The 19,021-nt window shown below is 57.4% G+C and carries 26 protein-coding genes; 10 read left to right on the forward strand and 16 right to left on the reverse strand.

From position 1 onward, the window contains the following. Positions 1 to 2: 2 nt before the first annotated feature. The 6 genes from trpS to ACIPR4_RS16335 form a co-directional block, all read right to left on the reverse strand. Entirely contained in the window at positions 3 to 1,085 is a 1,083-nt protein-coding gene (gene trpS, locus ACIPR4_RS16310) for a tryptophan--tRNA ligase (protein WP_013569767.1), read from the reverse strand. A 106-nt stretch (positions 1,086 to 1,191) separates the two neighbouring features. Further along, on the reverse strand, positions 1,192 to 1,884 hold the full coding sequence (locus tag ACIPR4_RS16315; protein WP_013569768.1) for a site-2 protease family protein: 693 nt from the start codon (positions 1,882 to 1,884) through the stop codon (positions 1,192 to 1,194). Between the two features lie 30 nt (positions 1,885 to 1,914). Next, positions 1,915 to 2,487, reverse strand: coding sequence for an LbetaH domain-containing protein (locus ACIPR4_RS16320; protein ID WP_013569769.1), 573 nt, complete (start codon positions 2,485 to 2,487; stop codon positions 1,915 to 1,917). Between the two features lie 14 nt (positions 2,488 to 2,501). Continuing rightward, positions 2,502 to 3,215: an SIMPL domain-containing protein gene (locus ACIPR4_RS16325; protein ID WP_013569770.1), complete on the reverse strand. Its 714-nt coding sequence runs from the start codon at positions 3,213 to 3,215 to the stop codon at positions 2,502 to 2,504. Between the two features lie 48 nt (positions 3,216 to 3,263). Beyond that, a complete protein-coding gene (locus ACIPR4_RS16330; RefSeq protein ID WP_013569771.1) occupies positions 3,264 to 3,446 on the reverse strand; it encodes a hypothetical protein in 183 nt (60 codons plus the stop codon). A 36-nt stretch (positions 3,447 to 3,482) separates the two neighbouring features. Further along, positions 3,483 to 5,195: a VWA domain-containing protein gene (locus ACIPR4_RS16335; RefSeq protein WP_013569772.1), complete on the reverse strand. Its 1,713-nt coding sequence runs from the start codon at positions 5,193 to 5,195 to the stop codon at positions 3,483 to 3,485. A 162-nt stretch (positions 5,196 to 5,357) separates the two neighbouring features. Here ACIPR4_RS16335 and ACIPR4_RS16340 point away from each other — a divergent pair, with 162 nt between their 5' ends. After that, positions 5,358 to 5,633: a hypothetical protein gene (locus tag ACIPR4_RS16340; protein ID WP_013569773.1), complete on the forward strand. Its 276-nt coding sequence runs from the start codon at positions 5,358 to 5,360 to the stop codon at positions 5,631 to 5,633. Positions 5,634 to 5,707: 74 nt separating this feature from the next. Further along, a complete protein-coding gene (locus ACIPR4_RS16345) occupies positions 5,708 to 5,992 on the forward strand; it encodes a hypothetical protein (protein WP_013569774.1) in 285 nt (94 codons plus the stop codon). 61 nt (positions 5,993 to 6,053) lie between these two features. Here the strand turns inward: ACIPR4_RS16345 and ACIPR4_RS16350 are convergent, their stop codons facing one another. Together ACIPR4_RS16350 and ACIPR4_RS16355 are read right to left on the reverse strand one after the other, a co-directional pair. Further along, positions 6,054 to 6,557 carry a hypothetical protein gene (locus tag ACIPR4_RS16350; protein WP_013569775.1) on the reverse strand — a complete coding sequence of 168 codons (504 nt, stop codon included), beginning with the start codon at positions 6,555 to 6,557 and terminating at the stop codon, positions 6,054 to 6,056. Between the two features lie 113 nt (positions 6,558 to 6,670). Next, positions 6,671 to 7,117 (reverse strand): acyl carrier protein, encoded by a 447-nt coding sequence (locus ACIPR4_RS16355; RefSeq protein ID WP_013569776.1) that lies wholly within the window; start codon positions 7,115 to 7,117, stop codon positions 6,671 to 6,673. A 169-nt stretch (positions 7,118 to 7,286) separates the two neighbouring features. Between ACIPR4_RS16355 and moaA the strand changes: the two genes are divergently transcribed. Both moaA and ACIPR4_RS16365 read left to right on the forward strand, forming a co-directional pair. Continuing rightward, positions 7,287 to 8,342 carry a GTP 3',8-cyclase MoaA gene (gene moaA, locus ACIPR4_RS16360; protein ID WP_013569777.1) on the forward strand — a complete coding sequence of 352 codons (1,056 nt, stop codon included), beginning with the start codon at positions 7,287 to 7,289 and terminating at the stop codon, positions 8,340 to 8,342. An 18-nt stretch (positions 8,343 to 8,360) separates the two neighbouring features. Continuing rightward, positions 8,361 to 9,647 (forward strand): sensor domain-containing diguanylate cyclase, encoded by a 1,287-nt coding sequence (locus ACIPR4_RS16365; RefSeq protein ID WP_013569778.1) that lies wholly within the window; start codon positions 8,361 to 8,363, stop codon positions 9,645 to 9,647. Here ACIPR4_RS16365 and ACIPR4_RS22225 read toward each other — a convergent pair. The 4 genes from ACIPR4_RS22225 to ACIPR4_RS16385 form a co-directional block, all read right to left on the reverse strand. Beyond that, positions 9,535 to 10,554, reverse strand: coding sequence for a hypothetical protein (locus ACIPR4_RS22225; RefSeq protein WP_013569779.1), 1,020 nt, complete (start codon positions 10,552 to 10,554; stop codon positions 9,535 to 9,537). The genes ACIPR4_RS16365 and ACIPR4_RS22225 overlap by 113 nt on opposite strands. 83 nt (positions 10,555 to 10,637) lie before the next feature. Beyond that, positions 10,638 to 10,796: a YidC/Oxa1 family membrane protein insertase gene (locus tag ACIPR4_RS23205; RefSeq protein WP_245536365.1), complete on the reverse strand. Its 159-nt coding sequence runs from the start codon at positions 10,794 to 10,796 to the stop codon at positions 10,638 to 10,640. Then, on the reverse strand, positions 10,796 to 11,521 hold the full coding sequence (locus ACIPR4_RS16380; protein ID WP_049780977.1) for a membrane protein insertase YidC: 726 nt from the start codon (positions 11,519 to 11,521) through the stop codon (positions 10,796 to 10,798). Before ACIPR4_RS16380 ends, ACIPR4_RS23205 begins: the two co-directional genes overlap by 1 nt. A gap of 195 nt (positions 11,522 to 11,716) precedes the next feature. Next, positions 11,717 to 12,049: a hypothetical protein gene (locus tag ACIPR4_RS16385; protein ID WP_013569780.1), complete on the reverse strand. Its 333-nt coding sequence runs from the start codon at positions 12,047 to 12,049 to the stop codon at positions 11,717 to 11,719. A gap of 124 nt (positions 12,050 to 12,173) precedes the next feature. Here ACIPR4_RS16385 and ACIPR4_RS16390 point away from each other — a divergent pair, with 124 nt between their 5' ends. The 4 genes from ACIPR4_RS16390 to ACIPR4_RS16400 all read left to right on the forward strand — a co-directional run bounded on the left by ACIPR4_RS16390 (position 12,174) and on the right by ACIPR4_RS16400 (position 15,667). Continuing rightward, complete coding sequence (locus ACIPR4_RS16390; RefSeq protein WP_144312462.1) at positions 12,174 to 13,022, forward strand: aldo/keto reductase; 849 nt, start codon at positions 12,174 to 12,176, stop codon at positions 13,020 to 13,022. Positions 13,023 to 13,183: 161 nt separating this feature from the next. Further along, the gene (locus ACIPR4_RS22230) at positions 13,184 to 13,414 is read left to right on the forward strand and encodes a DUF4160 domain-containing protein (RefSeq protein WP_281047453.1); all 231 of its coding nucleotides are present in this window, start codon (positions 13,184 to 13,186) and stop codon (positions 13,412 to 13,414) included. Continuing rightward, positions 13,407 to 13,829: a DUF2442 domain-containing protein gene (locus ACIPR4_RS16395; RefSeq protein WP_013569782.1), complete on the forward strand. Its 423-nt coding sequence runs from the start codon at positions 13,407 to 13,409 to the stop codon at positions 13,827 to 13,829. The genes ACIPR4_RS22230 and ACIPR4_RS16395 overlap by 8 nt, the downstream gene beginning before the upstream one ends. A 158-nt stretch (positions 13,830 to 13,987) precedes the next feature. Continuing rightward, the gene (locus tag ACIPR4_RS16400) at positions 13,988 to 15,667 is read left to right on the forward strand and encodes a CTP synthase (RefSeq protein ID WP_013569783.1); all 1,680 of its coding nucleotides are present in this window, start codon (positions 13,988 to 13,990) and stop codon (positions 15,665 to 15,667) included. On the opposite strand, the gene ACIPR4_RS16405 is transcribed toward ACIPR4_RS16400, so the two are convergent. Next, complete coding sequence (locus tag ACIPR4_RS16405; RefSeq protein WP_013569784.1) at positions 15,664 to 15,978, reverse strand: Dabb family protein; 315 nt, start codon at positions 15,976 to 15,978, stop codon at positions 15,664 to 15,666. The genes ACIPR4_RS16400 and ACIPR4_RS16405 overlap by 4 nt on opposite strands. Positions 15,979 to 16,075: 97 nt before the next feature. Further along, positions 16,076 to 16,480 carry a hypothetical protein gene (locus tag ACIPR4_RS16410; RefSeq protein ID WP_013569785.1) on the reverse strand — a complete coding sequence of 135 codons (405 nt, stop codon included), beginning with the start codon at positions 16,478 to 16,480 and terminating at the stop codon, positions 16,076 to 16,078. 125 nt (positions 16,481 to 16,605) lie between these two features. Here ACIPR4_RS16410 and ACIPR4_RS16415 point away from each other — a divergent pair, with 125 nt between their 5' ends. Beyond that, the gene (locus ACIPR4_RS16415) at positions 16,606 to 17,310 is read left to right on the forward strand and encodes a DUF4230 domain-containing protein (RefSeq protein ID WP_013569786.1); all 705 of its coding nucleotides are present in this window, start codon (positions 16,606 to 16,608) and stop codon (positions 17,308 to 17,310) included. Here ACIPR4_RS16415 and ACIPR4_RS16420 read toward each other — a convergent pair. Beyond that, positions 17,307 to 17,735, reverse strand: coding sequence for a TA system VapC family ribonuclease toxin (locus ACIPR4_RS16420; RefSeq protein WP_013569787.1), 429 nt, complete (start codon positions 17,733 to 17,735; stop codon positions 17,307 to 17,309). The two genes, ACIPR4_RS16415 and ACIPR4_RS16420, sit on opposite strands and share 4 nt — an antisense overlap. Next, positions 17,713 to 17,940: a hypothetical protein gene (locus tag ACIPR4_RS16425; protein ID WP_013569788.1), complete on the reverse strand. Its 228-nt coding sequence runs from the start codon at positions 17,938 to 17,940 to the stop codon at positions 17,713 to 17,715. Before ACIPR4_RS16425 ends, ACIPR4_RS16420 begins: the two co-directional genes overlap by 23 nt. Positions 17,941 to 17,982: 42 nt before the next feature. Here ACIPR4_RS16425 and kdsA point away from each other — a divergent pair, with 42 nt between their 5' ends. Next, a complete protein-coding gene (gene kdsA / locus ACIPR4_RS16430; protein WP_013569789.1) occupies positions 17,983 to 18,810 on the forward strand; it encodes a 3-deoxy-8-phosphooctulonate synthase in 828 nt (275 codons plus the stop codon). Positions 18,811 to 19,021 lie beyond the last annotated feature (211 nt).

The raw sequence follows: 19,021 nt of genomic DNA on the forward strand, positions 1-19,021 counted from the left end.
GTTTACCCCAGCCCTATGACGCTCCGAACCTGCTGCATGGTTTCCGCGGCACGCGCGCGGGCGCGTTCCGCTCCATCTGCAAGGATCTGGTAGACGCGCTCCGGATTGGCTTCGAGTTCGGCGCGGCGAATGCGGATGGGCTCGATTTCCTCGATGATCGAGTCGGCGCACCAGCCTTTGCACTCGATGCAACCGATCGAAGCGGTGGTGCAGCCAGCGTAGACCTTTTCAATCTTTTCCTTGTTGGAGAAGACCTTATGCAGGTCACCAACCGGACAAACATCGGGGTTGCCGGGGTCAGTGCGGCGAACCCGGGCAGAATCCGTCACCATGGTCTTGAGTTTTTTACGGATGTCGTCTGGAGCATCCGAGAGCATGATGGTGTTGCCATAGCTCTTGGACATCTTGCGACCGTCGAGACCGGGGAGCTTTGGGCTCGGCGTGAGAAGAACCTTCGGTTCGGGAAGAATTTCGGCTTCAATGGCGTTGTCGCCCACTTCGGCCTTGATCTTCTCCTTATCCGATTTCGCGGCAGCCACTTCTGGCGTTTCCGCTGACGAATAAAGCTGGTTGAAGCGGCGTGCTACCTCGCGCGTCAGTTCCACGTGGGCAACCTGATCCTGCCCTACGGGAACGAAATCCGGCTGATAGAGCAAAATGTCCGCAGACTGCAGCAGCGGATAACCAAGGAAGCCGTAGGTGTTGAGATCCTTTTCGCGGAGCTGTTCCTGCTGATCCTTGTAGGTCGGCACACGTTCCAGCCAGCCGAGGGGCGTGATCATGCTCAGCAGCGTGTGGAGCTCCGAGTGTGCAGGGACTGCGCTCTGGCGAAAGATGACACACTTTTCAGGATCGAGACCGGCAGAGAGAAAATCTACGGCCACCTGAAAGGATTTGTCCGACAGATCGCCGGGGTCGGCGTAGTCGGTGGTGAGAGCGTGGATGTCTGCGATGAAGAAGTAGCACTCGTACTCGTCCTGCAGGCGGACCCAGTTGTAGAGGGCTCCCATGTAGTTGCCGAGGTGGAGGCGGCCCGTGGGGCGCATGCCGGAGAGAACACGTTTGCGGGGGTTTGGGTCACTCATGCCGATAGGTCGATGGTAAATGATTCGTCTCGGGAGCCCGCCTCAGCACTGTGCCCCATTCTTTCGCGCTCTTTGCACGAAAGAATGGGGCACAAAGTTCGGGCTTCTAGATCGAGAAGAGGATGCGGTTGAAGAAGAGCAGCATCGGTACGAAGACGAAGCCCATCAATCGGCCACCTACAAGCATCAGGATGAGCAGCGAAAACATGCCCACCTTGTTGTAGAGGTCCTGCAGGCGCGGCGAGAGAAAGTGCGTCAGCACGCGCGAGCCGTCAAGCGGAGGGATGGGAATGAGATTAAAGGCAAAGAGGGAGAGGTTCACCAGAAGGCTGGCATAGAGGAGCAGGATGATTGGGAAGAGAATCGAGCTTCCGACCATGGAGGCCTCGGAGAAGCCGAGGACCATGCCTGCAGCGTTCGCCACGGAGACCTTTGCTCCCGTGTGATTGAGGATGATCAACAGAAGCAGGCAGGCAACGGCCACAAGCAGATTGGAAAGCGGTCCCGCGATGGTGACGAGGATGTCATCGCGTCTGTAGTTTTTGAAGTTACGCGGTGTGACGGGCGTTGGCTTGGCCCAGCCGATCAGCGGTGCGTGGTAAAAAGCGCTGATCAGCGGAATGATGACGGATCCGAGAGGATCCAGATGCTTCATGGGATTGAGCGTGACACGGCCGAGCATGCGCGCAGTCTGATCGCCGAGGCGCGAGGCCATCCAGGCATGGGAGGCCTCGTGAATGCAGAAGGCGAAGATCAGGGCGGCGAATTCGAAGAGGATGATGGCTACGTCTTGATGCATGTCTTAGATGATATGGGAATGCGCCGTCCGCTACTGTGAAACGTTCCCGGTAAGGCGGACGGGGTAGCGATCGTCGATGTAGGTGTTGGGTTCCAGCCGCGTGTTATCGGCGAGGGTAATGTTGTATCCACGCAGGAAGGTGACGCCGGGGTAGATGTAAACGTCTTTGCCTATACTGGCGAAGATATGCGAACCGAGCATGGCGCGAAAGCGAAAGCCAAGCCAGAGATTGAGACCCAGCGGCGAGCGATCGAATTGAAGCCAGAACCAGATGAGGGGCTTCACCGCAGCAAAGCGGTCGGGATCGAGGCTATCGCAACCGCGCGAGGGCATCTCTCCGGCAAGCGAGACGTTGCGGGGGTCGAAGTTTTCCTTGCGGACGTCGAGCGGGAGATCGGTTTCCAGCGTCGTCGTGGAGCGTCCGCCATGGGGTTTGCCGAGAAGGAGCATATGCAGCTCGTCGCGAACGATCTCGGAGCGCCGGTCGCAGCCGGTGTGGCGCGTGAACTCTTCATCGAGATGGGCGAGCCAGCGGCGAAAGGTCGCCTCGCCTTCGGGTGTGGGCTTCGGTGCATTGGGCTTGTTGTGCATAACTTCTGCCATGGTGACTCCCTCAGTTATTCGATTGCGAAGACTGCGTAGACAGTAGCGGACTGCGATACTTTGCGCGAACGGATGGCGAGTGGTTCCGAGACTTTCATGGACCGTCCCATAGCCGACATCATCATGGGGACAGTACGGACGACTTCCTGGATTTGGTTGCTGGCATAGACGAGCGGGCCAAGATGGATATTGAGGCCATGGGCCATCTGTGCTGCGATACGCTGCGCGTGGGCAATGGCCTTTTCCGCGGCGGAGGCTTCGAGCTGGCTAGTATCCTTCATCTGCCAGCCAATGGAGCCGCTGGAATTAGCCCCGGCTTTGACGGCGAGATCGAGGATGCGTGCGGCCTCTTCTGGAGAAGTCTTGACCGACCACGATTGCGTGATGCGGAAGCGGTAGTTTTTCTGCTCAGCCTTGAGGTTCTTGATGTCGTACTCGCTCAGCGGCTGGAGTTGCTGGTCTTCGCTTTCGACGTCGTCCTTGGGAATATGGGCCTTGTCGAGTGCAGCGATGATGGCATTGGAGCGCTGGGAACCGGCGGCGTAGGCAGACTGTTCGTCGGTGCCGTAATCCTGATATCCGATCTGCACGACGGCCTGATCGGCCATGGCGAAGGCGGTATCGGTGGCCGTGATGGCGATGGTGCGGTTGTCCTTGTTGACCTGGATAGCCTGTGCGCTGAGTGTTGCCGTGACGGCGAAGAGAGCGATGGTGCTGAGGATACGCATGACGTTTTTACTTCCCTTCCGTACTGCGCGGTGGTCGCGCCCTGGGGACTAGTCGCGGTCTGACTTGGTGAGCAGATCCGCGAGGGTGGTTTTATGTTTTGTGGTGCGTGCCGCCGCCTTCTGCTTGTCGTCGGGAAGGACTTGTTCCGGCGGAGGCGTACCGACGCGGTCCCGCGCATTCTGCTTAACGGCCTTGGTGACGGAGAAGACTTTCTTCTTCGGTTTAGACATCGCTTCTTTCTCCGTTGCTCATGGTATCCCTTCGCGCTAAGGAGCGGGGCTGCCGATTGCGTCGACGGAGACCTGGAGCGCTCCAATGCGGTCTGAAGGGACGTCGTGGACGCCCAGACGGAGAAAAAAGTTCGATTTAATCGGGACGGCGATCTTTTGGTCCAGAGAGAGTGGCACCTTCTGCAGGCGTTCATACTCCGCCGAGGTGAAGTTGAGATTGAGATTGGCTACGGCGGAGTTGGCAAGCTGTCCCAGATCGTCATAGATCGTCGCCAGGACCTGCAGACTGCCGGTACGGTGACCGTCGGGTGTCACCGCGAGTTGGAGGTTGCGGGTATCGATCTCGTAGTGAAGGGTGTAGATGCGCGCGGACTCCTTCTGCCATTTGCCCTTGAGATGCGTGCCGGGATCGGCGGCGAGCGTCTTGCGGTCCACCGGCTTGGGATCGAGCGACGTCTGCACGCGGAACCGGATATCGAAGGGCGCAATGGCACCAAGGGCCATCGCACTGTGCAGGGCATCCGGTGGAGCGACTGGCGGCGCCTTTGGATCGGGCTTAGAGCTTGGAGGTGGTGGGTTACTGGTTCGGGCAAGGTAGTTGCGGCGATAGTTCAGGGAGTAACCGGGCTTATCGACCTGCAAATCGATGCGGCGCATCTCTCCGCGCCAGTTCGGATTGGTGGGAGCGTAGGTGAGCGTGTAGTAGCGCCCGCCATTGGTTTCGACTTCGTCGATGGCCTGAGAGATGCCGTTGGTGTTGTAAAAAGCCTTGCCGCCGGTGCGCCGCGCAAAATCGTCAAGGAGCATATTGCGCTGCAACTGGAATGTCTGCCGCCCCGAGTTAAGTGCAGGCGGACCACTGTGGGAGGCGTCGAAGCCAGAGTCTACGGTGAGACCGCGTGCGTCGATGGGATAGATCGCAACGCGTCCGAGGTTAAGGTCGTTGGCAAGGCCATTCATATCCGCCGTGAAGGTATTGAAGAGATCAAAGTTGGCGGGATCGAAGCCGTAGTTCTGGCCGACAGGAACATCCGAGGTAAGCCAGATGAGGTTCTTGCGTCCGGGAAACGCGGAGAGATACGTGGCCAGGGAGCGGAAGGAGTTACGTAGAGCATCTTCGCGAAACTGGGCGCGCACCTGTCTCTCACCGGGCATGGAACCACCGCCGGAGTTGAGAAACATGGACTGACGCGGCTGGAGCTTTTTCCCGAGCTTGCCGGATTGGAGATCGCTGGGATCGTCGTTGAACCCGTGCAGAAGGTGGAGCTGGGTATCCAGGAGAAACACAGCGATGGGGGCGTTGGCGGGACGCGCATCGAGATACTTGAGGATCTGGGTGCGCGCATACATTTGCGCGGTGATCGGAGTGTTGACGGTGTCGAAGAGGAGAACCGTCCGGGAGGTGTCCTGCAGGTCCGCAGGGGTGTTCATGAACGTGTTAGGCGGCAGCGGGTTGGGCGCGAGCTTCGCGGTGGCAGGGACGTGTTCGGTGAACGAGGTGATGCGTTGGTTGGCGCGGTCTTCGGTGAGTTTGAAGTCGGAGACTTTCAGATCGGGAACGGGCTGGCCGGAGTGGTCGGTGACGACGACGTCGAGGTAAACGAGACGGGCGCTGACGCGGAGGTCGGGCTCCCTCTTGCGCAGGGGAGGCACTTGAGCAGCGGAGGCCGGCACCGAAGGAGCGGCAGGTTGCTGGGCGACACAGGGGATGCCTAAAGCGAGAAAGAACAGAGCGAAGGTTCGACGCATGCTTTCTCCCGGGCACATCCGGCCCACTTACGGTACAGACACCGATTGTAAGAGTGGAGTTGCGATGGCAGTTCCTAAGGCTGCTTTGGCCTATCGAGCCAGACGTTATCGATTTGGACTATCCTTGTGTGGTTGCGCACCACGCTGCGTAGGGAGAGAGTTATGGAAGAGCGCGATTTTTTCGACGAACGGACAGAGCCTCGTAACCACATGCTGACGTGTCCCCACTGCGGCAAGCAGGACGAATATGCCCTGAGCTGGCTGGTGCGGCGCAAGAAAAGTCAGTTGAACGGACGTGCGGACGAGCGGGATCGCGCGCGCTTTGCCAAAGCCCTGAGCTACATGGTGCTGCGCGATGACGTGGCCGCATGCAAGAACATCCGGTGCCGCAAACGGTTCGACCTGAACGGCGTAAAGACCATGGCTTTTCTGGACTAGCGCACCTGCAGAAGGTCAAAAATCGCTGGTGTGATTTAATGGCATTGAAAGATTGTCCCAAGGAGATTTGACCGATGGCGAATTTGTCGCTGCCCCTCTATGAACGCAACCTGACTCCGGACGAAGTAGTACGGCTGGATGCACGACGTCGCCGCGGCCAACTGTTCTTCACGATCTGCGGACAAACCGCCATTATTACGGTGCTTTTGTCGCTCTGGGTGGGACAGGACCTGACGTACTCTCCGGGCTGGGAACGACCCATGACCTATTGGGCGTTGACCACTGGTCTGATCTCCTTCGTCACCTTCATTCTTGGAATGAAGGCTCGCCGTGGAAACCATGAGTTCACCAGCTACTAGCTTTCGCTAAGGCACGAAAAAGCCCGCTCGGTGAGCGGGCTTTGCTACGTCTGGAGGAATTTTAGACTGCGGCGCGCAGGGAGTTGTTACGATCTTCCTCCGCCGCCGCGGGAGCCTGCTCCGTGATCTTCGTGCAGGACTGGAGGTGGCGCAGCACGTCTTCCACGGTAAGGAAGGTTACTGGCCGTGTACCCGGAGGGCATGCGCGACCATTCACACGCAGGAGATTTTCCACCATAAGATCCACCTCCGCCTCTGAGATGCGCAGGTCGCGGTTGAGACGGTCTGAGTGATGCACAGGGAACGCAACGCTTTCCTCATGCATTAGATATTCATACGTGCTGCGTGCAATGCCAGCATCGAAACCGAAAGAGCTTAGATAAGAAACAAAGCTGTCGACGTCTTCTCCCTGGCGAGAGTTCGTCAGGCGGCGGCGGCGCGTCACGCCCGAGATATAGAGCACGACAAGACCCAGCACCAGGCACCCCCCAAGAATCAGAAAGGGGATGAACCGGACAACAACATGTGATGCGATTAGATCAGGGAGACGTACAAATCCAGACACGGGTCATTCCTTTCCCGGCTCTCTTGGCCCTGGATACGTTGAAACTTATATAACGATTTTACGTCGTGGAGAGGTCTAATTTTCCAACCAAATGGTAACGCGTCGTCTGTTACCTACGCCACTAAAAGACGGCGCATGGGAGAAGCCTGAACCTGACGCAGAACGTCCTGCACTGTAATCAAAGGCGTATTGAGCATGCCCGGTTTGCGCTCACGGCTGTTAACTGCAAGCAAGTGATTGACCAGATCGGTCACGTCCGTATCTTCCAGACCAAGATCCTGAGATAAGCGATCTTCGGGAAGAATCGGAAAAGAGATCTGCTGGTCCTTCTGCAGATACGCATACGCCGTACGGCAGATCCGGAGATCGTATCCCAAGGGCAGCATTTCATTCACGAAGGAAGCTTCATCGCGACCTGCACGACGGCTTGCCAATCTGGATTTGCGCATGAGCCCAGAGACGAACACGACGATGAGACCTGCGGCAAGGAAGGCGAGCAATAAACCAAATGGAAGTGCTTGGTCCGCCAGCCATGCGCGTAGGGTATCGGGTGATTGCATCGTTTAGGGCCCCTCAATCTGTCCAACGGTAGTGTTTTACGTTCTTCTCTCTAGAAAGACGCTAAAACGTATACTGTGGGATGCCCGGTTTTGGTTCCGGTGTTGTTTTGGACGCATCTTATCGATTGCGCCGTTGTCCGGCGATTCATGGCTCCTGAAAGTGGTTTTTATGCCTTTCGATATACCAGTCGCCGAGTTTGGACGGGATTTGCTCCCGTCGCTGGTCCAGGACAGGCTCAGGGACAGCCATGGACGCGCGATCACGGACCTGCGGGTTTCAATTACGGATCGCTGTAATTACAGATGTGTCTACTGCCGCGAAGGCGAAGATAACGTTCATTTTGATGAGTTGAGCATTCAGGACTACCTGCGCATGATCGAGGTATTCGTCTCCCTGGGTATTGAAAAGATTCGACTTACCGGTGGGGAGCCACTTCTGCGCGCGGGTCTGGTGAAGATGGTGCGTGAACTTGCTGCGATGCGCCCGGTCTTCACGGACGAGCCTCTGGATATCGCTCTCACCACGAACGGACACCTGCTCGCGGGTATGGCGGTCGATCTGAAGGCGGCCGGTCTGAGCCGGATCACGGTGAGCATGGACGCCGTAGACCCGGAAACTTTTACGCGCATCACGCGGGTCCCGCGTTCGTTTGAGAAGGTTCTCGCTGGAATTCGGGCAGCCAAGGCCGCCGGGCTGTCCCCGGTCAAGGTGAATTGTGTCTTGATGCGGGGCTTTAATGAGGACCAGATTGAGGCCTTTGGGGAGTTTGCCCGCAGAGAAGGCGTCATTCTGCGCTTTATTGAATTCATGCCGTTGGAAGAGGGGCGCGTCTGGTCCAAAGATGTCGTCGTGCGCGAGGCGGAGATCGTAGAACGGTTGAGCCGTGTTCTTCCCTTGGTTCCTTTGCCTCCGAACCATCTAAGCGAGACAGCGCGGCGTTATGGATTTGCCGATGGCGAAGGCGAGATCGGAATTATCGCTCCGGTGTCGCGTCCGTTCTGCGGACACTGCAGCCGTGTGCGTCTGACCTCCGACGGCAAGATCCGTACCTGCCTTTTTTCTCAGACAGATCACGACTTGGCGGGGGTAATGTTACGTGGTGGAACTGACGAAGAGATGGCAGCGTACATCCGTCGTACCATCGAGCAAAAGGAAGCTCGCCATCACATCGGCGAGCCTGGGTTTGAAAAACCTTCACGCAGTATGGTGCACATCGGCGGCTAGGAAACCGAACGGACGACCGTGAGCAAGAGCAAGGTAAAGCAGATCGAGATCACCGAACCGGTGCAGGAGCGACATCTCCGGCTCTTTCACGACGTCGCGCGTGAACTCACCTCGACCCTCGATCTGGAAGCGGTTCTGACCACCATCATGATGAAAATGGCCCAATTCTTCGGGCCGGAGCGCTGGTCGATGCTCCTCGTGGACGAGGCCAAGGGAGAACTTTCCTATGTCATTGCTATCGGCGAAAACGCGGAAAGCTTGAAGGGTCTACGGGTTCAGCTGGGAGAAGGCGTCGCCGGCTGGGTCGCGGCTACAGGCAATCCCCTGGTCATTCCGGATGTCACACTCGATCCCCACTGGCACGCCTATGCCAAGGCGAATCCGGAACTCGACATTCATTCGATCGCTTGCCTTCCGGTACGGTCCACGGACCGCGTTCTTGGCGTGATCCAGCTGATGAACTCGAAGTTCGACCTGTTGAGCGAATATTCGATCTCGTTTCTGCGGATGCTCTGCGATTTTGCCGCGATTGCCATCGGCAACTCGGCTTCGATGAAGCTGATTCGCGAACTGAGCATCACGGACGACTGCACCAGCCTCTTCAATGCGCGGCACCTCTACACCATGCTGGCAGAGATCGTCGGGAACGGCCGCGGAGTAGAGTTCAGTCTCGTTTTCATGGATTTGGACCACTTCAAGAGCATTAACGACACCCACGGCCACCTGATCGGAAGCCGCTTGCTGGCCGAGGTGGGCAGTCTCCTAAAACGGATGATCGGACCAAATAACTCTGCCTTCCGCTATGGCGGAGACGAGTTTGTGTTGCTTCTGCCCGAGACGGACAAGCTACGGGCCATTGAACTGACCATGCGCATCATCGACCGGCTACGATCTGAGGTTTTTCTGGAGGGCGCGGGCTTGGCGCTGCAACTGCGCGGAAGCTTCGGTCTGGCGACCTTCCCCGGCGACGGAGATACGGTGCAGGAGATCATTCGGTCGGCGGACAGCATGATGTACGAAGCCAAGGTGACACGAGACAACCTGAGCGTGTCGGGCATCGGCATGATGTATGAGGAAAACGGCGAGCCCGTCTTTGAGCCTACCCGCAAAATGGAACCTCGGGAAGAAGTTCTCCGCGAGGTGGGGATGCAGGCCAGGTCATCAGGACGAACCTCTGCTTCAGAAGCCCACTCTAATGGGACGAACGGTCTTCCAGAGAGGGTTTCCGCCGCTCCACGGGCAAGATCGCGTCACGATTCTGCGGAGCCGCTGGATGAACGCCGAAGTCCCACACGGCTAAGTTAAGTTCGTGATCGGAGAGCACTTCGATCAACGCATACTCCCCGGCCGTGAGCGGCTGCACGGGAACGAGCTTCATCCAGTGTCCTCCGGGCAAGACCGTGGCCTTTGTCGGGACAACATCCTCTTCCATCTTTCCCGCACCGAGCAGATTCATGGAAAAAGTGCTCACGATGCGAACGTCCTGTCGGACATCGACGCGGACGATGACGTATTGGCTGCCCGCGCTATTTTGTTTCGGGTCCTTAACGCGGCTTGAAGAACCCTGTGTGTCCACTTCGAGTGCGCCTACGGGAGCGGCGTCACCGCTGAAGTTTTCTTCGCTGATGCGGATGTAGAGTTCGGGTAAAGGAACGTGCAGCTGCACCGCGGCGCGCACGCCCTTGATCTGCACAAGCTGGTGCGCGTGAGCGAGCGGATTGATGCTCTGGCGCAGGATGTTGTGCGAGGTCTGGCGGTTCAGGTCGCCGTCGGTCTGGGTCAAGGGGATGAGCTGCGGCGTATCCCGGAAGTTATCGAGCACGAGAAGGCTTTCGCGCTCCGGCAGATGCAGGTTGGGGGCGACCTCCGGAACGTGCGCGGCACGCTCCGCCTCTTCCCTGGCGAGTTCGGGATCGATGACGGGAGCTGCCTTGACCGTGGGATCGTGCGAGGCCTCCCACTTCTGGGTACGGTCGAGATCTACGAGGTTGGTGGGGATTTCTTCCTGCTCCCCGCCGCGTTCCGCGGAACGATAGATCACATTGCTGCCGGAGATCCGATACGACAGGACCACCTGGTAGCTGCCGTCTTTCAGATAGAGACGTGTGCGATGCGACGCGGACTCCGGCTGCTGCGTGACGGCACAGAGCGGCAGAACTGCCGAAAGAACCATGACCTTCAGAGCTTTGCGGAGTTTGTTCACAGATGGCATTAGACGCAACTTTCCAGAAAAGGGAAAGTACCCGTTTTGTGAAACTGAATCTGCTCACAGCAGTGGGTCTTCGTGGCGGAGGGTCAGCCCTCATAACGGGCTCGCAATGCTCTCATCTCGCGTCCCAAAGCCGAACAGTTTACCGCCGCCTGTGTCGCAATCGAAAGCACGCTGCCCGTCAAGACATACAGAGCAAGTCCCGAGGCGTAGTGCCAGCTCACGTAGCCAAATCCGACCGTCATCAGGCATGCCGCGTGATCTTCTGTTGCTTCGCATCGCTTCCAGGCGACGGCGTGTACCACTGCAACAGCAGCTGAAAGAGGATCATGAGAATCGGCAGGATGTGATGCGGATCGGCCGAGGACAGATCGTGCAGCCATAACCACCCTGCACCGCGTAGTGCATCTGCCTTCCGCAACATGCCGAAGAAGGCGAAGAGCAGCGGCATCTGGACCAGCAAGGGCAGACACCCACCGAACATATTAACGCCGTGGTCCTTCTGTAGCTTTGCGATCTCAGAGCTCAACTCTGACCGCCGTGGATCCGCGAGCTTAAGGTGCTTATAGCGATCCTTGATGGCGTTCATCTCTGGTTGGATCCGCTGCATCTTCAAGCCGCTCCGCATGCTCGTGATGCGCAAAGGCAGCAGCAAAAGATTGATCGCAACCGTCAGCAATACAATCGCCCAGCCCCATGAGCCAGGCCAGTTCGCGACCACATGTTGAACGAACGCGAGTGCAACGAAAAGCCCTCGCTCAGTGAAGTTCATAGAACTGGGAGCAGTCGGGTTCGGTCTCTTCGCTACCTCCGCCGTAACTTGCTGCGCGTGAGGCGATGCTGCATGAGATTCAAAGGTTGCTGATGACCGCTGCAAACCGAAGGAGATGCATACCATGAAGATCATCAGGGCCACGACCGACCAACGGCTGGTACCACTCTCCAGTTTGGGATTTCTAGACTCTGTCATAAGTTCTCCGTTCGATCGCGGACGCACGGAGCCGTCAGCTTCTGTCACAGCCGTGGCGTTGCCGGATCGATGTGCTGTTAGGAATTCGCTCCCGCATGGCGGACAAGCGGCACAAAGGCCGCACATCTTCCCTGGCAGGCGATACAGGCGAACGGAACTGGCAAGATACGCCAGAACAGCGGCCCAGGGCGAAAACTAACGCGACAGAGTTGGAGGTGGGAGCTGGAACCAGAAAGGAAGAACCGATGGAGTCGTGGGCAGAGAGACTTCTGCAACCTGTCTCAGGATCTGACGGTAGAGCCCTGGCGAAAAGAGCATCCCGGTGCGGCTGTTCCGGCTGGTAACGATCGCTTCATGCAGGGCGGAAGACGAACTGACAATGAAAAGCACCAGGCAGGAAAAGATCAGGAAGCCTGCAAACGCTGTCAGCCCACTGACCAGGGCTCCGGAGCATCGACCCGTCAGGCAAGCGACAAACAACGACAGACTCAGCGCAACATGCAGCCGCCGGTATCGATGCAAATCCACAGGTCGCCTCCGAAACAGTTTGAAGTTACCATGCCATATCTCTTGCGGCAATGGTCAGGATTTCCTTCCACAGAAGACGAAAGAATCTTGCGCCGTGGTGAGAATGCCGGGCATCCAAAGCAGCATGAAGACTTCAAAAACATTCCAGCTTGGCGGTGATCTTGAGATCAACCGTCTCGGGTACGGCGCAATGCGTATTACGGGCGCCGGTATATGGGGCGAGCCTGCTGACCGCGAGTCGGCCAAACGGGTACTTCGTCGAGCAGTAGAACTGGGAGTGAACTTTATCGACACAGCGGACAGCTACGGCCCCGCCGTCAGCGAACCTTTGATCGGCGAGGCTCTCTTCCCTTATGCAAAGGGTGTCGTGGTGGCGACCAAGGCGGGTTTGACGCGAACCGGACCAAATGTCTGGCCTGCCGTCGGCAGGCCGGAGTACCTCACGCAGCAGGTAGAGATGAGTCTGCGGTATTTGAAAAAAGATGTTCTGGATCTGTGGCAGCTCCACCGCATCGACCCCAAGGTTCCGGTGGAGGAATCCCTGGGAGCGATCAAGAAGCTGCAGGAACAGGGCAAGATTCGCCACGTGGGCTTGAGCGAGGTCAATGTCGCCCAGATCGAGCAGGCGCGCAAGGTCATCGAGATCGTCAGCGTGCAGAACGAGTACAACCTCGGCAATCGCAAGAGCGAAGAGGTGTTGGAGTATTGCGATAAGAACAACCTCGCCTTCATCCCATGGTTTCCCGTGGCTTCGGGCAAACTGGCGCAGCCCGGCGGCAAGCTGGACACGATTGCGAAGAAGCATGATGCGACGGTGTCGCAGCTTTCGCTTGCCTGGCTTCTGCATCGCAGCCCAGTAATCCTGCCGATTCCGGGAACGACGTCGGTGGAGCATCTTGAGGAGAACGTCAAGGCCCAGGATGTCGAATTGAGCGACGCGGAGTGGGCGGAGATCGAAGCCGCGGCCAAGTAATCGGTTAAGAAGTTCCACGAATGAGACGCGCGGATAGCTAATCTTTCTCGAGAAGATTTGCTACCGCGCTCTTTATTTTTTGCTTTGTCTTGCAGTGAATGCAATAACCTAGGCAGCTTAGGTTCTCATGACTTGAGATAGGTCCGATTCGGCTCAACGGCATTCGATTTACTGCATACACAATGGATCATGAGCCAAGACACGTTCATGGCTTCTATGCGGACATAGAGGCCAATGTCGATCTTCGGCTCGACGGTACAGTCTCACTGGCAGGCAGAGCAGACGCCACAAGGCCAGGCAATGGAAGTAAATCGGACGTGCGGCACGTGCTCACGGTAGCCGCACAACACTTCGAGGATCTGGTAGCTCTCTGGGAGAAGCATCATGGCTAAACACAAAGTGATTACAACGGATGCCGAGATTGAGACAGCATTGGAAAGAGCAAACCTTCACAAGCATGAAGCACGGGCGAAGACCGTCGAGCATATTCAGGATCTCAACCTCCTCATTGTGGGCTTGAGCAATCACCGGCGTCTGGTACTCCCCATCGAGGACGTCCAGGGCCTGGGCAAAGCGACGCATAAGCAGATTCAAAACTATGAACTGCTTGGGCGTGGAACCGGCATCAGCTTCCCGGATCTCGATGTCGATCTATACGTCCCAGCTTTGATGGAAGGGGTCTATGGAAATCGACGCTGGATGGCGCATCTGGGCAGGAAGGGCGGCGAAGCCAGGACTGCAGCGAAGCGTCTGGCTTCTCAGGCGAACGGCGCCAAAGGCGGAAGACCGAAGAAAGCAGTGGCCTAGTCATTCCGCTTCAAGGGATTGAAGTGATGATGAGGCCAGAATCGCCAGGATTTCATCACGTTTCATACGCAATCATTCTCCCACAACCGCCCTTGCTATACTTGGACGTGCACACCTCGCACGGCCAATCACGACAATCAAATCAAAATGAGGCACGGATGTCTGCAAAATACATCTTTGTAACGGGCGGAGTTGTGTCTTCACTCGGCAAGGGACTTGCGGCGGCCTCTATCGGCTGCCTGTTGGAAGCGCGCGGTCTGCGCGTGAACCTGATGAAGTTTGACCCCTACCTGAACGTGGATCCGGGGACGATGTCTCCCTTTCAGCATGGCGAAGTCTTTGTGACCGACGACGGCGCAGAGACGGACTTGGACATGGGCCACTACGAACGTTTCACGCACGCGAAGCTGAGCCGCGATAACAACCTGACGAGCGGACGGATCTACGAGCAGGTCATCACCAAGGAACGCCGCGGCGACTATCTCGGCAAGACCGTGCAGGTGATTCCGCACGTGACCAACGAGATCAAGAACGCGATGCGGAAGGTCTCTGCCGACTGCGATGTAACGCTGGTGGAGATTGGCGGAACCGTCGGCGATATCGAGTCGCTTCCCTTCCTTGAAGCCATTCGGCAGATGCGACAGGACCTTGGCCGCGACAACACCCTCTTCGTCCACGTGACGCTGGTTCCGTGGATTGCGGCGGCGCAGGAGTTGAAGACCAAGCCGACGCAGCACTCTGTCAAAGAGATGCTGTCCATCGGAATCCAGCCGGACATTTTGCTCTGCCGCTCGGAGCGGCCTCTGCCGAAGGAGATGCGCGGCAAGATTGCCGCCTTCTGCAATGTGGAAGAAGCTGCAGTGATCGGCGCGCGCGATGTGGCGAATATCTACGAGCTTCCGCTAGCGTTTGCCAAGGAACACGTGGACGAGCTGGTGCTGAAGTATCTGCGATTAGAGACCAGAGAAGCCGACCTGACGAAGTGGGAAGACCTGGTGCATCGCGCCTATCATCCTGCGGACGAAGTCCATATCGGCATCGTAGGCAAGTACGTGGAGTACGAGGACAGCTACAAGTCTCTGAAAGAAGCACTCGTACACGGCGCGCTGGCGGACAATCTGAAGCTGCGCGTGACGTGGATCGAAGCGGAAGGCCTGGAGACGAAGGACGCCGACGGCCATCCGACGCTGGACTATGAGAAAGAACTTGCAGGCTTTGATGGCATTCTGGTTCCCGGTGGATTCGGCAAGCGCGGTATCGAAGGCATGCTCAACGCCATCCGCTATGCGCGCGAGAGCGAGACGCCTTACTTCGGCATCTGCCTCGGCATGCAAACGGCTTGTATTGAATATGCGCGGAATGTCTGCGGTCTCGAAGGCGCAAACTCCGGCGAGTTCGATCCGGCGACGCCCTATCGCATCATCTACAAGCTGCGCGAACTAACGGGCGTGGAAGAGATGGGCGGAACGATGCGCCTAGGTGCGTGGACGTGCGTGATGGAACCGGACTCCCTGGCGGCGAAGGCCTATGGCTCAACCGAGATCAGCGAACGGCACCGCCACAGGTACGAGTTCAACCGCGAGTTCGAAGCGCCGCTGGTGAAGGCAGGGCTGCGATTGACCGGCACCACACCGGACGCGACGTATGTGGAGATCGTCGAAATTCCGACGCATCCCTACTTCGTTGCATGCCAGTTCCACCCGGAGTTCAAATCAAAGCCGTTGGAGCCGCATCCGCTCTTTCATTCCTTCACCGCCGCAAGCTACAAGAACCGCGTGGCGCATGGACGTGCCCAGACCCAACTGGCCCTGGCTGCGGAAGCCATCGTCACGGCCTAACTTGAGTAGGGCTTCGAGGAGGAAGTGGCCTCGAAGTCCATCTCGACCGGTTCGACAAGGGGCATCAGCCAGCGTACGAGTTCCTGGTGCACTGGATGTGGGCCATAAGCGTCGAGCGCGCTGCGATCGGTGAACTTCATCACAGCCGCAAAATGATAGCCGTGGGCTCGCCCTGAGAAGTTGGTGCCTACGTGCGTCTCCAGGAGACCAGGGATCTTTCCCTGAAGCGCAAGGATCTCTTCTTTGACGCGGACTTTCTGTTCCTCTTTGACGTTTTCGTTCCAGCGAAAGGCGAAGGCGTGAATATACATGCGGGAAACCTCGCCAAAGGATATCCTGATCGGCTCTGCAAACAACAGTGCCGCTGCCTGTGGTGATGCAGCGGCACTGTGTTGGGAAGGCTGGAGTTTAGTGGCTTACGAGATCGAGAACGTCTGCAATGATGCGCGTCGTTGGGTTATACGCAACGACATATCCGTTGTAGTAACCGTACTGGTATCCCCGGGGAGGAGGAACGTTCCCGTAGTAGGAGCGAGGCACCGCGCGAATGGCATATCCGCGGGGAATCTGCTGGCCCGCGGAGAAGTTAGGACGCTTGCGCTGGTCCGGGTGGGCCTGGTACTTGTTGACGTCGCCCTTGTAGTGCTGCTGGAACTGCTGGCGAGCCTGATCGTTGAAGTGGAAGTTCTGCTGTTGCTGCTGCGGACCATGGTTTTGTCCCTGATCGTGACCGTGATCCTGTGCGCTTGCACCGGCGATACCGACCGTTACGATGGCTGCGGCCAATGCAAATTTTGCGATGCGAATCTTCATGGTTCTCCCTTGCAGAAACGTGATCTATGGAACATGCTTCTGGGGCATGAGATGCTGAGTGTGCCCGTTTAGCCTTCCGACAGGCGTAAATAGTGGAAGCTGCATCCAAGTCAGGTGAGGAAACCATGGACGAGCGCGAAATAAACAAAGAAGTTCGGCACGAAGAACGTTTGCGGACGCGCGAGGAGGAAGCGAGAGCCAATCGCAGCTTTTTGGGTGTGAAGCTTTTCAGCGTTGTGTTGATCTTTGTCTTCGGGATCGCCGTGACGTTTCTTTTTCTGCGTGCAGCGACGGGCGGTGGACCGCTGGCAAAGATTGCGGCACTGGTGCTGGGACGCAACGTCTCTTTCGACAGCTCTGCGCCTGCAGTCGTAGAACGTATCCAGAAGCTGAACAAGCTGGAGACCGTGACCTACTCCGTGGACACCGTGGTTGAAGGCAGACGCGACAACGCCGTGCTGCCAGACCTTTTGTTTGGCGATCGTCTTTTGCTTGTCGCCCATGGGCAGACGATTGCAGGCGTGGATCTTTCGAAGCTAAGCGCGGACGGCGTGCATGTGAGTGGCAAAGCCGTGACGGTGGATCTTCCCGCTTCGGAGATTTTTCTGACGAAGCTCGATAGCTCAAAGACGCGTGTGTATGCGCGGACAACGGGCATGCTTGTGCCGCAGGATACGAATCTTGAAAGTGAAACGCGCAAGCTTGCGGAGGACCAGATTCAGAAGGCCGCGATCAGCGATGGCATTCTGGATACGGCCCGAACGAATGCGCGTGCGAATGTTCAGTCATTGTTGAGTGGGTTGGGATTTGATTCGGTGACGGTGCGTTAGGAGAGAAGGATGCTTCCGCTTGTGCGGCGCGCCAACGCGCGATCAAAGGTTACGAGCCGGAGACCGGCGGTCACCGCGAAGGCTGAAAGGTACGCGTCGTTCCACAGTTTTGGCGAAGAGGCCGTTGTGCTGGCAATGGATGCGAATGCGGCTTCCATGTTGTCCGGTTCTTCTCGATATCGCGCGCCATCCGTTTGAATCCATTGCTGATAGATCCGCAGGGCTTGCAGATTGGTTTTTACGTCGGCTTGCATGGCCGTCTTATTCGTCAAGATGCGGAGAAAGCCAAGCTGGGTCATCCTGCAGAAGAGCAGGGTTTCAGAGATGAGAGTGCCATACCATATTTGCGCGGGACGACTGTGCTCGTGCGTCTCGCCAGTGAGAGCGAGCCAAACATTCACATCAGGGAAAAGAGAGGAAGTCATTGACCATCTCTGTTGTAAGTGTGCCTGGGTTTTTGGATTTGATGAGCGGCAGCTTCATCTTGCGGAAGGGCTTTTTTTCTTTCTCGCATGCGAGCACGGCTTTTACGCCATCGTGAATCAACTGCTTGATGGTCCTACCTTCTTCCGCGGCCTTGACCTTAAGAAGCCGATACTCTGCGTCCGGGATGTCGACCGTGGTGCGCATGGGGCGATGCTACCATAAATATGGCTGGAGGCGATTCCCATCATGGCAGTGCCGTTTCGTGTAGGAGATATCGAGGTAGGTGGCGGCGATCTGTTTCTGATCGCGGGTCCGTGCGTAATCGAAAGCGAAGAGCATGCGCAGAAGATGGCGGCGGCGATTGCAGAGATTACGAGCGAGTTGAAGGTGCCCTACCTCTTCAAAGCCAGCTATGACAAAGCCAATCGTACCTCCATCAAGAGCTTTCGCGGGCCGGGGTTGATCGAAGGGGCGCGCATTCTTCGCGCCGTTGCGAAAGAGACCGGCCTGCCTGTGCTGACCGATGTTCATTCGGCGGAGGATTGTGTTCGTCTGCATGAGGCATTAGGTGACGTGGAGGCGATGCTGCAGATTCCCGCGTTCCTCTGTCGCCAGACGGACCTGCTCATCGCAGCGGCGCAGACTGGACGTGCGGTGAATGTGAAGAAGGGCCAGTTCGTTGCTCCGAACGATATGAAGCATGCGGTCGAGAAAGTGCGCGAAAGTGGGAACGAGCGGGTCTGTCTCACGGAGCGTGGTGCAAGTTTTGGATACAACAATCTTGTCGTCGATATGCGGTCGCTGCCGATCATGCGCGGGTTTGCGCCGGTGATCTTCGATGGCACGCATTCGGTGCAGACACCTTCCTCCACGGGTGGTGTGAGTGGCGGGCAGCCGGAGTTTATTCCTGTACTCGCTCGGGCTGCTGTGGCTGCGGGCGTGGATGGGTTGTTTCTTGAGGTGCACGACAATCCGGCGTGTGCGAAGAGTGATGGAGCGAATGCTCTGCATCTGGAGAAACTCAAGGGTGTACTGGAGCAGCTGTTACGAGTGCATGCGGCTGTGGCTGTTTAGCAAAACGGATGCGCTTCGCGCATAACGCACACATCGCAAGAACGCGATGCATGGGGCACCCATTTTTGTGGCTAACGGCCATACAGCAGATACCTTCGCTGCGCTATGGAATGACAAATTAAGCTGCCGCAAACTACATTGGAGAGCCAAGCGAAGCGTACCGCCGTCCGCGTAAGACACAAAAAACGGCCCTCCGCTAGGAGGGCCAATC

Origin of the sequence: Terriglobus saanensis SP1PR4 (assembly GCF_000179915.2) — a bacterium.
Taxonomy (GTDB): Bacteria; Acidobacteriota; Terriglobia; order Terriglobales; family Acidobacteriaceae; genus Terriglobus; species Terriglobus saanensis.

Bases quoted from the DNA above. Each gene is read 5' to 3' on its own strand.
- trpS (WP_013569767.1), bottom strand. From the start codon at position 1,085: ATGAGTGACCCAAACCCCCGCAAACGTGTTCTCTCCGGCATGCGCCCC.
- ACIPR4_RS16315 (WP_013569768.1), bottom strand. From the start codon at position 1,884: ATGCATCAAGACGTAGCCATCATCCTCTTCGAATTCGCCGCCCTGATC.
- ACIPR4_RS16320 (WP_013569769.1), bottom strand. From the start codon at position 2,487: ATGGCAGAAGTTATGCACAACAAGCCCAATGCACCGAAGCCCACACCC.
- ACIPR4_RS16325 (WP_013569770.1), bottom strand. From the start codon at position 3,215: ATGCGTATCCTCAGCACCATCGCTCTCTTCGCCGTCACGGCAACACTC.
- ACIPR4_RS16330 (WP_013569771.1), bottom strand. From the start codon at position 3,446: ATGTCTAAACCGAAGAAGAAAGTCTTCTCCGTCACCAAGGCCGTTAAG.
- ACIPR4_RS16335 (WP_013569772.1), bottom strand. From the start codon at position 5,195: ATGCGTCGAACCTTCGCTCTGTTCTTTCTCGCTTTAGGCATCCCCTGT.
- ACIPR4_RS16340 (WP_013569773.1), top strand. From the start codon at position 5,358: ATGGAAGAGCGCGATTTTTTCGACGAACGGACAGAGCCTCGTAACCAC.
- ACIPR4_RS16345 (WP_013569774.1), top strand. From the start codon at position 5,708: ATGGCGAATTTGTCGCTGCCCCTCTATGAACGCAACCTGACTCCGGAC.
- ACIPR4_RS16355 (WP_013569776.1), bottom strand. From the start codon at position 7,117: ATGCAATCACCCGATACCCTACGCGCATGGCTGGCGGACCAAGCACTT.
- moaA (WP_013569777.1), top strand. From the start codon at position 7,287: ATGCCTTTCGATATACCAGTCGCCGAGTTTGGACGGGATTTGCTCCCG.
- ACIPR4_RS22225 (WP_013569779.1), bottom strand. From the start codon at position 10,554: ATGCCATCTGTGAACAAACTCCGCAAAGCTCTGAAGGTCATGGTTCTT.
- ACIPR4_RS23205 (WP_245536365.1), bottom strand. From the start codon at position 10,796: ATGACGGTCGGATTTGGCTACGTGAGCTGGCACTACGCCTCGGGACTT.
- ACIPR4_RS16380 (WP_049780977.1), bottom strand. From the start codon at position 11,521: ATGACAGAGTCTAGAAATCCCAAACTGGAGAGTGGTACCAGCCGTTGG.
- ACIPR4_RS16390 (WP_144312462.1), top strand. From the start codon at position 12,174: ATGAAGACTTCAAAAACATTCCAGCTTGGCGGTGATCTTGAGATCAAC.
- ACIPR4_RS16395 (WP_013569782.1), top strand. From the start codon at position 13,407: ATGGCTAAACACAAAGTGATTACAACGGATGCCGAGATTGAGACAGCA.
- ACIPR4_RS16400 (WP_013569783.1), top strand. From the start codon at position 13,988: ATGTCTGCAAAATACATCTTTGTAACGGGCGGAGTTGTGTCTTCACTC.
- ACIPR4_RS16405 (WP_013569784.1), bottom strand. From the start codon at position 15,978: ATGTATATTCACGCCTTCGCCTTTCGCTGGAACGAAAACGTCAAAGAG.
- ACIPR4_RS16410 (WP_013569785.1), bottom strand. From the start codon at position 16,480: ATGAAGATTCGCATCGCAAAATTTGCATTGGCCGCAGCCATCGTAACG.
- ACIPR4_RS16415 (WP_013569786.1), top strand. From the start codon at position 16,606: ATGGACGAGCGCGAAATAAACAAAGAAGTTCGGCACGAAGAACGTTTG.
- ACIPR4_RS16420 (WP_013569787.1), bottom strand. From the start codon at position 17,735: ATGACTTCCTCTCTTTTCCCTGATGTGAATGTTTGGCTCGCTCTCACT.
- ACIPR4_RS16425 (WP_013569788.1), bottom strand. From the start codon at position 17,940: ATGCGCACCACGGTCGACATCCCGGACGCAGAGTATCGGCTTCTTAAG.
- kdsA (WP_013569789.1), top strand. From the start codon at position 17,983: ATGGCAGTGCCGTTTCGTGTAGGAGATATCGAGGTAGGTGGCGGCGAT.